Raw genomic sequence first — 12,935 nt, 5'->3', positions numbered from 1 at the left:
AGTTAACGAATCAAAAGTAGCGGAACGTTGGATTCAACGATGATCTTGGTGGTATTGCTGCCTACAAAAAACTGCCGCAGTTTTGAGTGACCATAAGCGCCCATCACTATCATTCCCAACTGATGATGTTGTTGGTAATCAAGAATCGCGCGGTGCACGTCGCCGGTTAAGCTGGCTTCTACCACATTGACGCCATGAGTACGCAACTTTTCCACTGCGCTAGCAAATGCGGTCGCTTTTTCATCTGAGTCTTCGACCATCACTAAGTGACAAGTCAGCCCTTTGAGTAGCGGTGTATTGATTGCTTTCTCAACCAGCTTTTGGCTCACTTCACTGCCATCAAACGCTAACAAATAATTTTGCGGCGCTGCAAAGTCCCCGGTCGCGACTAAAATATGGCTTTTAATGGTGCGGACCACACTTTCCAACTGAGAACCCACGGCTTTGGTATTACTTTGGTTGAGCTCACCAGATTTGCCGATCACGAGGACACGGATATCTTTCTCCATATCGAGCAGGGTTTCCAGCAAGTCACCGTGTTTTTGCAGTTTGTGTAGGTCCGTAAAACCAGATTCAAGGGCTTTGGCTTCTAACTCATTGAGTAAGGCCTTACCGTGCCTTAAGGCTACTTTGGCGCGTTTTTCATCAAGCTCGACCAGCTCTTGCAGTAAGTGCTCACGACTGCCAAGGCCAATATTGCCGGATAATTCAATGGCAATTTCTCGATCGGACTTATCGAGCACATGCAGCAGAGTTAGCGGTGCGGACAACGTTTTCGCGGTCCAAACACTCAGATCCGCTACCGACTGTGAATAGCTCGCTCCATCGATACAGGCAATAATATTGGTCATGCTTTGCTCCTTAGTGACCGCTCATCAGTTTTGCCACTTCTTCGGGTTTATTATGAACACCGAACTTGTCGACAATGGTGGCTGTGGCTTCATTCATACCGATTAATGTTACTTCAGCCCCTTCACGGCGGAATTTAATCACCACTTTATCAAGGGAAGAGACGGCAGTAATATCCCAGAAATGTGCTGCAGACAGATCGATGGTGACATGATCTAAGGCTTCTTTGAAGTCGAATGAGTTGATAAATTGATCTGACGAGGCAAAAAAGACTTGCCCAACAACGCGATAAGTACGCTGGCTGCCGTTTTCTGCTAAGTCGCTCTTGATAACCATAAAGCGGCCAATTTTATTGGCAAAGAATAGTGCAGCCAGTAGCACACCCACTCCAACACCAATTGCAAGGTTATGGGTCATGACCACCACAATCACAGTCGAAATCATGACAATATTGGTAGAAAGTGGATGCGATTTAAGATCTCTAATTGAGCTCCAAGAGAAGGTGCCGATAGAAACCATGATCATCACGGCGACTAGAGCCGCCATAGGGATCAAGCTTAACCAATCACTAAGAAAAACCACCATGATCAGCAGCAGTACACCCGCGACAAAAGTCGATAGACGGCCTCTACCACCAGATTTAACATTAATAATTGATTGACCAATCATCGCGCAACCAGCCATTCCGCCAAGAAAACCAGTCGCAATGTTTGCCACACCTTGACCTTTACATTCGCGGTTTTTATCGCTGTCGGTATCGGTGAGATCATCAACAATCGTCGCGGTCATCATTGACTCAAGCAAACCCACCACAGCAAGGCCAGCAGAGTAAGGTAAGATGATCATTAAGGTTTCTAGGTTAAGCGGTACATCAGGCCACAAGAAAATTGGCAGTGTATCGGGTAGATCGCCCATATCGCCTACCGTGCGAATATCGATGCCAAAACTAATGGCGATAAGAGTTAAGGTGATAATACATACCAGCGGAGAAGGTAGCATTTTGCCAATAACGGGTACATAAGGGAAAAGATAAATAATGCCTAAGCCAGCTAAAGTCATCACATAGACATGCCAAGTGACATTGGTTAGCTCTGGAAGCTGAGCCATAAAAATTAAAATTGCCAAGGCGTTAACAAAACCGGTGACCACTGAGCGCGAAACAAAGCGCATAAAATTCCCCAGTTTTAGATAACCGGCGACAATTTGTAGTACCCCAGTGAGCAGTGTCGCCGCTAATAAATATTCTAGGCCGTGTTCTTTAACCAGCGTGACCATTAATAGAGCCATAGCGCCGGTTGCAGCAGAAATCATCCCCGGGCGTCCGCCAGTAAAGGCAATAACCACCGCCATACTAAAAGAGGCATATAGACCCACTTTGGGGTCAACACCAGCAATAATTGAAAAGGCAATTGCTTCTGGGATCAGTGCTAACGCAACCACTAAACCAGCTAAAACATCCCCTCGCACGTTGGAGAACCAATCGCGCTTAATATTCTGTAACATCTGTTTTCTCTATAAATAGGTAAATAAAAGGTGTGAAGTGAGAGGTGATCATTGTTCTAGGGCGGCGTAAGTGACATGCACGGAATCTCCTATTGGCCATTTAGAAATGTGATCCTAATCATTGCTGTTCTGAAGGTCAACCAAGGAAACCGTTAAGATGGTTCTTTGCTTTTTACTTTTTGCGAATAAGTAAGGAAAAAAACAGCATTGATCTTTGACTTTTTGCTTCGAAAGCCTTAATTTCAAACGCATCTGATTTTTCATATGTGTTTGTTATGTGCGATACGTTAACCTTCTATAAATCATTAGCTGAAGAGACTCGGCTTAAATCATTATTACTAATAAGTCAGCATCGAGAACTGTGCGTGTGTGACTTAATGACCGCACTCTCTCTTAGTCAACCCAAAGTCTCTCGTCATTTGGCTGAGCTGCGTAAAAACGGTTTGGTGATTGATGAGCGGCGGGGAAAGTGGGTGTATTACCAAATAAATCCACAATTGCCGAGCTGGATGCGGCAGATATTAATCTCGTCGCTAGAAAACGACCGAGCACTGATAGAAAAAGAGAGCCAAACCATCAGGCAGCACTCTTGTACTAACTGATGCCTCTTATCCATTATTGGGCTTATAGCGGATGATTATCTAAGTGCAGTCTCTAACTGCCAGTCCAGACTTGCTTTAATTCTGGCCATCCCCAGGTGGTTAAAGCGACATTGTGAATTAAATCATGAAACCTGAGTACTTGTTGCTCGTGATAGAGTGGTTGTAAAACACCATGGTGGATCAAGGTTGCTACCAAAGGCTCTAATACCACAAGGTACTGCTCTATACAGACGTTTGCGCGTATATCCGCTAACGATTGGCGTAGCCAGCTACTGAGCGTATCACCAAGTGCATGATGCAGCAGAGGGTTACTATACAGAAACTGGTAGGCGCTGGCATGACGATTATCATCTAAGTTAATACTGCTTAATATCAGTGTTTCGTGCAGTTGCCCTTGTTGGGCTTTTCGTAGTAATTCCTGATAGCTGTAACTATTTATGGTGACTTCGATACCTTGACCATTGAGCTGTTTTGCTATCGCTTCGGCACATTCAGTCAAGGTGATGTAGTTGTAAACGGCAATGGTCATTGAGGCCGGTAAGTCACTTTTAATGACCGGCAATCGAGATAATTTACTCCAACAAGGTAACAAATGATCGGCTGGATTAAGATTTGAATGTACTAAATTGCTCCGTAACGAGTTTGGTTCAAGCAGATTAAGTAGCCATTGGCGTTGTTGGGAATCGAGCCGCGTATCTGCGTGGTGATTATTTAATAAAAAGATCGCACCCTCTTCTTGGCGTGAGAACTGATTGACTTGTTCGTTTTCCATGTTCGGGGATTCTGCCGATACGTAATATTGGCAGCTTCGGCCAGCGTGAGGAATAGCGTCGGTTGCAGTCGTTACGTCTTGGTCGAATAGCCAGATAGTAATTTGGTCGCATAAGGAACGGCAACCATAGTATCGATTGAAAGCATGCAGTACTAATTGTTTATCGCTATGGTTGTAAACCTTGAATGCGCCACTGCCAATCACGTTGGTAGTCGTTTTCTGAAGCTGTTTAACCGGCTGAATAGAATAACTGACACCGCTAATCAGACCCGCAAAGCTTTGATCCGGGACGGTGAATTCAAACAGTATTTCCCGCGGATGCGGAGCACCAATGCGTTTTAAATGAGCAAGTTCATGCTGATAGTTCGGTAAGGATTTTAAGTGTGAAAAGAGGTCGACAACACTCTGTGCATCAATCATTTGTCCGTCATGAAAAGTCAGCTCTGGGCGTAAATAAAAGCACCACTGATAATTCTCAGCATCATAATGCCAGTGGTGAGCCAGTTCCGGATGTACTTGTCCGTCAGCATCACAACAGACCAAGCAAGCGTAAATTTGCCGTAGTAAAAAACGTTCACTGTTACGTTGTGGATGATGGGGCAACAGAGCCTGAAAGGGGCGGCGATAGGTCAGTTGGATATGTAATCGCCCTTCGTGCATTGAAGCGCCGGAGGTTTGCTGTAATAGCTGAGCAAAAACCTGTTCATCTTGCTCTAACAGATCCAAGGCTTTGTCATACTGTCCACGCAAAAGACAGTCACTGGCTAGATGTTCTTTGAGCCGCTCAGGATCTTGCAATAAACACAGCGTTGAGCGCTTATTTCGGCCAACCTTAGGCTGCCACGAGAGCCAGCCTTGTTGCTGCATTTGTTGCAGCAAGACACGCGCATAGCGCGGGCTACTGCATAATCGATTGGCAATGTCCTCTAACGTAGCACTGATGGGTTGTTCTATCGCATAACCATCGAAGCGTAAGTAATAACGATATAAATTAAGGATAGACAAAATGGGTTTCCTTTTTAAATGTTTGTTCCCTATTTAAGGGAGTAATGATAAATCGTTTTCCATTAAGAGGCTTACTATCGTCTATTTTAAGTTTATCCGAGCTTTTCTAGTCGATTATGTATTGGCGATGTCAATGAGTTGTTCAATGTCTTTTTAAATAAGGATATAAAATAAATTATTCTGTCAGTTTTTCTTTTCCTTAAATCTAGCATACTACAGATATCCCAAGCCAGAAGAGGATACCATGATGCCAACTTCACCAGCCGCTGTTCGCTCCACCAAACCCATTGAATATGATTGTTCTACTCAAAAGCAACCACTGACGGCGTATTACTTACAACGCTTAGTTGAATGTCAACATCGTTCAGAAAGATTGGCGCTATTAGCCTTGATCCAGTTATGCCAATGGCAAAAAGAGTGAATAGTCAATTTAACTAAATAACCACCATGGCACCTTATTTACGCCTGCTCCTGACCCCCATCAAGAGGCAAGTAAGGTGCCATTTTTACGTTTTCCATTCATCGATGTTTCTGCAAAACTTCACAAAACTTCACTTTGCTAGCTTGATTACGACTTCAACATGTTGTGCTTGACGGGCGCAAAATAAGATATATGATTTACCATATATCTGAAAAATCGAATGTGATAGCGCTCGATTCTTAACCTAGCAGCGCCACTCATTAGTCTGATCGTTTGTTGCTAATAAGGTGAATCTACCTATGAAAATCACGCGCATCATCTTAATAATGGCTAAGACAATCATCGATGATGCGTTATTTTTAGCTATTGAAATTTTATCAATCGAAAATGTCTAGGAGAGAAAACATGGGATTATTTGAGCGCTACTTATCCGTTTGGGTGGGGCTGGCGATCATTGCTGGTATTGGTTTAGGGTCAATCGCACCGGATGTTTTTGCACTATTTGCTCGCTTTGAATATGCGCAGGTAAATATTGTTATCGCGGTACTGATTTGGTTAATGATTTACCCAATGATGGTGCAAATTGATTTTTCTTCCATTAAAGATGTCGGTAAAAAGCCTAAAGGTCTGATACTGACTTTGGTGATCAACTGGCTGATTAAACCGTTCACCATGGCATTTTTAGGTTGGTTGTTCTTTAAGGTATTTTTTGCGAACTGGGTCGATCCACAAACCGCCAATGAATACATTGCTGGCATGATTTTACTTGGTGTTGCCCCTTGTACGGCAATGGTGTTTGTCTGGAGCCAATTAACCAAAGGAGACGCAAACTATACCTTAGTTCAGGTTTCGGTAAATAATGTCATCATGATCTTCGCTTTTGCGCCTATCGCTGGGCTGCTGCTGGGGATGACCGATATCACCGTCCCTTGGGATACCTTATTACTCTCAGTGGTTTTGTATGTGCTGATCCCGTTACTCGCTGGAGTGTATACGCGCAAAAAGCTAGCTAAAAATAATGATCTGTCACGTTTAAATGCTTTTAGTGCAACAATGAAGCCGTGGTCGATTATTGGTTTGTTAGCAACCGTAGTGCTGCTATTTGGGTTTCAAGCTGAGACCATTCTCTCCAAACCGTTAGCGATTGTATTAATTGCCATTCCGCTATTAATCCAAACCTATGGGATTTTTGCGTTGGCTTACTTCACCGCTAAGAAAATCGATTTACCACATAATATTGCCGCGCCAGCGTGCATGATCGGCACTTCTAATTTCTTTGAATTGGCCGTGGCGGTAGCCATTGCCCTGTTTGGATTACATTCTGGTGCCGCGCTGGCGACGGTGGTTGGTGTGCTGGTGGAGGTGCCCGTGATGCTAAGTTTAGTCTGGTTTGCCAACCGCACACGTCATTGGTTTAATTAATCACCCGATCGATTAGTCGCTGCCGAATAGAGTAGCGTTATTGGTTATTCCCTCAATAAAAAACAGCCATCTCGGTATAGAAATGGCTGTTTTTCTCAGAGCACTGAATCTCGATTCGATAGAGATTCAGTGTGTTCGTCGAGTCAGAGAGAACTAATACTTTTTAGCCAGTAGTTCAGCCATCTCTTGGTCGGTTTTATGACGCACATCTAAACCTTTAACAAAATAGATGGTGTACTCACAAACGTTGCGCGCATGATCGCCAATTCGCTCAACGGCACGGCCTATCCAAGTGATCTCTAAGATAGTTTGGAAATGAGTACAGTTAAGCAGCATATTTTGGTTGTTTTGGCGTAAAATCTCGCTATAACTGTTATCAATATGCTTATCCAACATTGCGGCTTCTAAGGCCGCTTCGGCATTCATATCATGAAACGCATCCATGGATTTTTGTAGCATATTGATCACGTGAGCGTTGATTTGTTCGAACTCATCTTCTTGCAGTTCGATACCATCAAAGTAATTTTTCTTTCCTGGATGCTGATCTTTTAAACGCAATACGGCGTTGGCAATGCGTTTTGATTGATCACCAATCCGTTCTAAGTCCATGATTGCCTTCATGATAGAAAAGATTGCTCGTAAATCTCGCGCTGCTGGTTGACGTTTAACGAGAATATCCACACATTTTTGGTCGATATTTAGCTCGAGCAGGTTGATCTGATGATCATTTTCTATTACCTGTTTAGCGAGTCGAGTATCACCAGTCATGAAGGCATTGAGTGCGTGGCGAACCTGTTCTATCACTAAGTCGCCCATATTAACCACAGAATCGACAATCGAGCGCAATTCGCTGTTGTAACTGTGTGAGGTGTGCCCATCAATACGATGAGTTGGCATAAATCTCTCCTGAAAAATTGTAAATTAACCAAAGCGACCCGTGATGTAATCTTCCGTACGACTATCACGCGGATTGGTGAATATTTCTCGTGTATCATTAAGCTCGACGAGATTTCCCATATGGAAAAATGCGGTTTTATCCGAGACGCGAGCGGCTTGTTGCATATTGTGCGTGACCATCGCGATGGTATAGCTGCCTTTCAGTTCATCAATCAAGTCTTCAATAATTGAGGTCGCAATAGGGTCGAGTGCCGAACAAGGCTCATCCATTAAGATAACTTCAGGATTGACGGCAATCGCGCGCGCAATACAAAGGCGCTGTTGTTGACCACCAGACAGCCCTGTCCCCGGAGCAAAAAGGCGATCTTTGACTTCATTCCACAGCCCCGCTCGACGCAAACTGTTTTCGACAATTTCTTCTAGATCGGCTTTATTATCCACCAAGCCATGCAAACGAGGTCCGTAAGCGATGTTCTCATAGATAGACTTAGGAAACGGGTTTGGTTTTTGAAATACCATACCCACTTGAGCACGAAGTTGTACGACATCAAGGCTAGGGTGATAGATATCTTGCCCATCCAAGGTGACGGACCCTTCAACGCGTGCGCTATCAATGGTGTCATTCATGCGATTTAAACAACGTAGAAAGGTCGATTTTCCACAGCCGGAAGGACCGATAAAAGCGACGACTTCATTTTCTATAATATCTATATTGATGCCATGCAATGCTTGTGATTCACCATAGAACACTTTGACATCACGGGCGGCCATTTTGGTACTTTTTACCGCAGTGGATGACGATGCTTTACGCACAATATCAGGGTTAATCATCGGCTGTTTATTCATTACTGCTTCACTTATCATTTTGGGTTACCACCGTGTTTCAAAGCGTCGACGTAACCAGATGGCCAACGCATTCAGACTGATCATTAATGCTAGCAATACGATGATTGCAGCAGAGGTTCTTGCTTCAAAGAAGTTACGGAGTTCATTACCTTGCCATAAGAAAATTTGCACTGGCAAAGCGGTTGATTGATCCATCGGCGTACTTGGAATACTGGCAACAAACGAGTTCATACCGATTAATAACAGCGGTGCGGTTTCGCCCAATGCTTGTGCGATACCTAAAATAGCACCGGTCAAAATGCCTGGAAGAGCGAGCGGCAGCACGTGGTGAAATACCGCTTGAGTTTTTGATGCGCCAATACCGAGTGCCGCTTGACGGATCGATGGCGGAATCGCTTTTAAGGTTGAACGAGTCGCAATGATCACCGTTGGCAGTGTCATCAGGGTTAACACTAAACCGCCAACAAACGGTGCGGATAACGGCAGTTTAAACCATAAAATAAACACTGATGCACCGAGTAGACCAAACACAATCGAAGGCACGGCGGCGAGGTTATTAATGTTTACTTCAATAAAATCCGTCAGCTTATTTTTCGGTGCAAACTCTTCCAAATAAATGGCGGAAGCCACCCCAATGGGTACCGCGAGTATCATAACAATCAGCATCATAAACACCGAACCCATAAACGCACCAGCTAAGCCTGCAGAAGCTAAAGAGCTGCGTGAGTCGACATTCATAAATAGAGCGGTGCTGAATTTATTTTGAATCACCCCACGGTCTGCCAGTTCATCTGCCCAAGCACGAGTACGCGCGCTTAATTGCTGGCGTGAGTCGGGTAAATCGCGATCAATATTGCCTTTTAACCACACATCGACATTCGCATCGGCTAATAAATCTAAGCGTAGCGTTTTACCGATCAATGACGGGTCATTGACTAACATGTCGCGCAGTGCGAAACGTTCACCACTGGTGATTAAGCGTAAAGCATCACGTTGATAGCGGGGCGCTTCGGGTATTTCTTTGGCTAAACTATTGACGATAATTCGGTTGAAATTGACCATCCCCACTTGACCTTGCCAAGCGAGCATCCTTTGTTGAAATTCACCCGCGGACTCGCCACTGAGCTGAACGGGTTTCGGCTCAATATTGATGATCTCAGGATCGAAATAAACGTTCAAACTTACCGTTGCTTGCCAAAAAGCAGGAATACCTTTGGAAAAAACGGAAACAAACAGAATCAATACAAAGCTGAGGGCTAAGCCAACAGCTCCGATGCCAAACGCTTTAAAACGACGTTCACTGGCATGGCGTTTTTTGAGTGATTTTGCAATACGCAGTTGCGTTTTTTCACGTTGCTTATTCGTATCACTCATTGATTGAGTTGAAGTTGGCATAATACTGTCCATGAAATTACTCATATTGTTCGCGGTATTTACGTACGATGACTAACGCAATGACGTTAAGAAATAGGGTAATCACAAACAGCGTTAACCCTAAGGCAAAGGCCACCAGTGATTGCGGACTAGAGAAATCCAGATCGCCGGTTAACTGATTGACGATTGTCACGGTCATTGTCGATACAGCTTCAAAAGGATTGGCCGTTAAGACCGGGCTATTGCCCGCAGCCAAAACGACAATCATGGTTTCGCCAATCGCACGGCTGGCGGCGAGTAGTACGGCTCCGGTAATGCCCGGTAATGCTGCGGGCAGAACGACTTTACGTATTGTTTCTGATTTTGTCGCTCCTAGACCCAGCGAGCCATCTCTCAAAGCTTTAGGAACTTGGATGAGGATGTCATCCGAAAGAGAAGAGATGAACGGAATGATCATTAACCCCATCACGACCCCTGCTGTTAGGGCTGACGTGGCACGAATATCAATATTCAATGCTTCGCCTATTCCACTCAGAAAAGGGCCGACGGTGATCAAGGCAAAGAAGCCATAGACAATCGTTGGGATCCCAGCTAGTACTTCGATAATCGGTTTCGCCACAGAGCGAACTCGACTTGGGGCATACTCGGCTAAGTAGATTGCTGCCATCAAACCGACTGGAATGGCGACGGCAAGAGCGATAAGCGCAATCATGAACGTTCCCGCTAACAGCGGCAGCATACCAAAACCACTTTGGCCGCTGGTGCCTACGGTTGAGAAACGCGGATTCCATGTCGTACCAAAAAAGAAATCGAGTGGGTCGACAAAGCTAAAAAAGCGAAAGGCTTCACCTAGCATTGATAGCACAATGCCGATCGTCGTCAGAATGGCTACACCAGAACAGAGAATAAGTACAATGTGCAACGCACGTTCAACGTGGTTACGAGCTCGCAGATCGGGACGAATACGACGGGTACTAAAGACGACGCCCGTCGCAGCTAACGTTGCCATTAAGCTACTTAAGATAACGTGACTCGTAAATTGTACTTGTTGTAAGTATTCCGCCGCCGCGATTTGATAATCACTGAATTCACTCACTACGGCAAAGCCACTGACTAAGTTATTCAATTGGTTCATCAATACGCGAGCGTGATCGGCGGTAGTGGGTTGAAACTCACTGGGGATACTGCTGAGCACTAAGTTTTGAATGAAATTAGGGGAAAATATCGTCCATAAAATAAACACTAAAAAAGCGGGTACGACTGCCCAAAGTAGGGTCAATACACCGTGATAAACTGGACGAGAATGCAGGCGTTGAGTCTGCCCGCTGCTGGTTGATGCCACTCTTTTACTGCGCACTAGCCCGAGCTGATAAGCCAGAGCCATGACTGCCAGTAGTACCACCATTAGCATCATATTATTCATAATTGTGATTACCTTTTAAAAGCAATAGTAAGAGAGACGTTAATGCCTCTCTTACTGAATTATTACTTTATTTATAAAGTCTTACGGTTGCGAATGTCGTTTGAAACTTGCGCGCGCTCAGCGTCATCCATTGGGATTAGGCCAGCTTCTTCTAATGGGCTACCCATGCCACCAATCTGCTCGTTGACGAAGAATTGAGCGTATTCAAGTAGGCCAGGGACAACACCAACGTGGGCATTTTTGATATAGAAGAATAAAGGACGAGATACCGGATATTCACCCGTTGAAATAGTCTCTAAACTTGGAGTGACACCATCGACCGTTGCTACTTTTAAGCGGTCACGGTTTTGGTCATAGAAGCTGAGGCCAAATACACCTAATGCGTTACGCTGTGCATCGAGACGAGCCAGTGTTTCAGTATAGTCGCCAGCGACTTCCACTACGCGTCCATCGGTACGAATCGCGTTACAGAAATTTTCTTTGGCTTTGCTATCCATGGCTTTGACTTCAGCAAACGTTGCACAACCCGGGTGGACCACTTTTTCTTCATACACTTCACGCGTGCCGTGGTTAGAGCCAGGGATCACCAATAAGATATCTTGATCCGGTAGTGAAGGATCAATCTGTTTCCAGTTGGTGTAAGGGTTATTAACCATTTTACCGTTTTGAGGAATTTGCGCTGCGCCTGCTTTAAAGACGTGTTCAGGTTTTAGTGCAAAACTGCCACTGTCTGTGCGTGAAGCAAAGACAATACCGTCGTAACCGATTTTCACTTCGATGACTTCATTCACGCCGTTGGCTTTACAGTTGGCAAGCTCATTGGGACGAATAGCACGAGAAGAGTTAGCAATATCAATGGTGTTGACACCAACGCCTTGACAAAACTGGCGAAGGCCGCCGCCTGAGCCACCTGATCCAACAATCGGTGTATTAAATTGAGCAAAAGTTTGCCCAAACTCTTCAGCAACGATTGATGAAAATGGCAGCACCGTCGATGAGCCAGCAATTTGGATAGTTTCACGAGCCATTGCAGGTGCTGAGATAGCCGTGGCGATGGTTGAGGCAAGCAATAGCGCGTTGCGTCCAAACTTCATAGTATTTCCCTCGTTCATTCACGTTGTTAACCGCTTTGGCATCATGCCTTTCAAGTTGCGGCTGTGTTTGGTTTAACTAAAACGGATTTTGGGTGGTTTGTATGACAGTAAAATGGAAGTTATATGACAATCATGTGACAGCGTAGGGCGAGGATAGGGGGTTAGAAGCGAGTCTTTCAACTCGTTAGCGTAGGCTAGCACGGTAGTATGACGTTCTAATGGCATTACCAAGATGATCTTTTTGAATATGAAAATTTCATGACAATCGTTGGTTGAGGATTGACAGGGATGATAATGAATTTAATATATTCGTATATCCACATAAGGTTATAAGATTATGTTGCCTCATCAATTTTTTAAACTATTGGCTGATGAAACTCGGGTACGCTGTCTATTAATGATTGCTCGTGAACAGAACATCTGTGTCGCGGAGTTAACCGCGGCATTAGAAGAGAGCCAACCCAAAATATCGCGTCATCTTGCTTTATTAAGAGCGAGTGGCGTTGTTGTCGATGTCCGTCAAGGTCAGTGGGTATTTTATCGTTTATCTGATCAGCTACCTGGCTGGATGAGAAAACAGATCCAAGGCTTAGTCGACTCTCAGTGTTTACGAACTGAATATCAGCTTGATATTGCGCGATTGGCAGCGATGAAATCGCGGCCAACATGTTGTGCTTAATTAATTCTTGTGGCTTGAAGGGCTTTCAAGTGACAGGGATGAACGGAT

General features: G+C 44.6%; 12 protein-coding genes. 4 read left to right on the top strand and 8 right to left on the bottom strand.

What is annotated here, in order from left to right; translation table 11 throughout:
• Positions 1-2: 2 nt before the first annotated feature.
• Both BSR11_RS06555 and BSR11_RS06550 read right to left on the bottom strand, forming a co-directional pair.
• The gene (locus BSR11_RS06555; RefSeq protein WP_072669640.1) at positions 3-851 is read right to left on the bottom strand and encodes a universal stress protein; all 849 of its coding nucleotides are present in this window, start codon (positions 849-851) and stop codon (positions 3-5) included.
• 10 nt (positions 852-861) lie between these two features.
• Positions 862-2,352, bottom strand: coding sequence for a SulP family inorganic anion transporter (locus tag BSR11_RS06550; protein WP_072669639.1), 1,491 nt, complete (start codon positions 2,350-2,352; stop codon positions 862-864).
• A 275-nt stretch (positions 2,353-2,627) separates the two neighbouring features.
• Between BSR11_RS06550 and BSR11_RS06545 the strand changes: the two genes are divergently transcribed.
• Positions 2,628-2,954 (top strand): metalloregulator ArsR/SmtB family transcription factor, encoded by a 327-nt coding sequence (locus BSR11_RS06545; protein WP_072669638.1) that lies wholly within the window; start codon positions 2,628-2,630, stop codon positions 2,952-2,954.
• Between the two features lie 52 nt (positions 2,955-3,006).
• On the opposite strand, the gene BSR11_RS06540 is transcribed toward BSR11_RS06545, so the two are convergent.
• Positions 3,007-4,731: an SgrR family transcriptional regulator gene (locus BSR11_RS06540; RefSeq protein WP_072669637.1), complete on the bottom strand. Its 1,725-nt coding sequence runs from the start codon at positions 4,729-4,731 to the stop codon at positions 3,007-3,009.
• Positions 4,732-4,975: 244 nt separating this feature from the next.
• On the opposite strand from BSR11_RS06540, the gene BSR11_RS17275 reads away from it, so the two are divergent.
• On the top strand, positions 4,976-5,152 hold the full coding sequence (locus BSR11_RS17275; RefSeq protein ID WP_167363646.1) for a hypothetical protein: 177 nt from the start codon (positions 4,976-4,978) through the stop codon (positions 5,150-5,152).
• Positions 5,153-5,557: 405 nt separating this feature from the next.
• Positions 5,558-6,574, top strand: coding sequence for an ACR3 family arsenite efflux transporter (gene arsB / locus BSR11_RS06535; protein WP_072669636.1), 1,017 nt, complete (start codon positions 5,558-5,560; stop codon positions 6,572-6,574).
• Between the two features lie 153 nt (positions 6,575-6,727).
• Here the strand turns inward: arsB and phoU are convergent, their stop codons facing one another.
• The 5 genes from phoU to BSR11_RS06510 form a co-directional block, all read right to left on the bottom strand.
• Positions 6,728-7,471, bottom strand: coding sequence for a phosphate signaling complex protein PhoU (gene phoU, locus BSR11_RS06530; protein WP_072669635.1), 744 nt, complete (start codon positions 7,469-7,471; stop codon positions 6,728-6,730).
• A 24-nt stretch (positions 7,472-7,495) separates the two neighbouring features.
• Positions 7,496-8,302 carry a phosphate ABC transporter ATP-binding protein PstB gene (gene pstB, locus BSR11_RS06525; RefSeq protein ID WP_422636401.1) on the bottom strand — a complete coding sequence of 269 codons (807 nt, stop codon included), beginning with the start codon at positions 8,300-8,302 and terminating at the stop codon, positions 7,496-7,498.
• Between the two features lie 39 nt (positions 8,303-8,341).
• Entirely contained in the window at positions 8,342-9,724 is a 1,383-nt protein-coding gene (pstA, locus tag BSR11_RS06520; protein ID WP_240004048.1) for a phosphate ABC transporter permease PstA, read from the bottom strand.
• A gap of 4 nt (positions 9,725-9,728) precedes the next feature.
• Positions 9,729-11,114, bottom strand: coding sequence for a phosphate ABC transporter permease subunit PstC (gene pstC, locus BSR11_RS06515; RefSeq protein ID WP_072669633.1), 1,386 nt, complete (start codon positions 11,112-11,114; stop codon positions 9,729-9,731).
• Positions 11,115-11,185: 71 nt separating this feature from the next.
• Positions 11,186-12,208, bottom strand: a complete 1,023-nt coding sequence (locus BSR11_RS06510; RefSeq protein ID WP_072669632.1) for a substrate-binding domain-containing protein — start codon at positions 12,206-12,208, stop codon at positions 11,186-11,188.
• A gap of 337 nt (positions 12,209-12,545) precedes the next feature.
• Here BSR11_RS06510 and BSR11_RS06505 point away from each other — a divergent pair, with 337 nt between their 5' ends.
• Entirely contained in the window at positions 12,546-12,887 is a 342-nt protein-coding gene (locus BSR11_RS06505; RefSeq protein WP_072669631.1) for a metalloregulator ArsR/SmtB family transcription factor, read from the top strand.
• Positions 12,888-12,935: the final 48 nt, after the last annotated feature.

The sequence above is a fragment of the Vibrio injensis genome, from assembly GCF_001895205.1.
GTDB lineage: Bacteria > Pseudomonadota > Gammaproteobacteria > Enterobacterales > Vibrionaceae > Vibrio > Vibrio injensis.
Note: the sequence above shows the minus strand (reverse complement) of the source record. Positions and strands in the feature narration are given on the sequence as shown.

What these genes read in the sequence shown, in the direction of transcription:
- BSR11_RS06545 (WP_072669638.1), top strand. Translation starts at nt 2,628, where the DNA reads ATGTGCGATACGTTAACCTTCTATAAATCATTAGCTGAAGAGACTCGG.
- pstB (WP_422636401.1), bottom strand. Translation starts at nt 8,302, where the DNA reads ATGATTAACCCTGATATTGTGCGTAAAGCATCGTCATCCACTGCGGTA.
- BSR11_RS06510 (WP_072669632.1), bottom strand. Translation starts at nt 12,208, where the DNA reads ATGAAGTTTGGACGCAACGCGCTATTGCTTGCCTCAACCATCGCCACG.
- pstC (WP_072669633.1), bottom strand. Translation starts at nt 11,114, where the DNA reads ATGAATAATATGATGCTAATGGTGGTACTACTGGCAGTCATGGCTCTG.
- BSR11_RS06555 (WP_072669640.1), bottom strand. Translation starts at nt 851, where the DNA reads ATGACCAATATTATTGCCTGTATCGATGGAGCGAGCTATTCACAGTCG.
- BSR11_RS06550 (WP_072669639.1), bottom strand. Translation starts at nt 2,352, where the DNA reads ATGTTACAGAATATTAAGCGCGATTGGTTCTCCAACGTGCGAGGGGAT.
- BSR11_RS06505 (WP_072669631.1), top strand. Translation starts at nt 12,546, where the DNA reads ATGTTGCCTCATCAATTTTTTAAACTATTGGCTGATGAAACTCGGGTA.
- arsB (WP_072669636.1), top strand. Translation starts at nt 5,558, where the DNA reads ATGGGATTATTTGAGCGCTACTTATCCGTTTGGGTGGGGCTGGCGATC.
- BSR11_RS17275 (WP_167363646.1), top strand. Translation starts at nt 4,976, where the DNA reads ATGATGCCAACTTCACCAGCCGCTGTTCGCTCCACCAAACCCATTGAA.
- pstA (WP_240004048.1), bottom strand. Translation starts at nt 9,724, where the DNA reads ATGGACAGTATTATGCCAACTTCAACTCAATCAATGAGTGATACGAAT.
- phoU (WP_072669635.1), bottom strand. Translation starts at nt 7,471, where the DNA reads ATGCCAACTCATCGTATTGATGGGCACACCTCACACAGTTACAACAGC.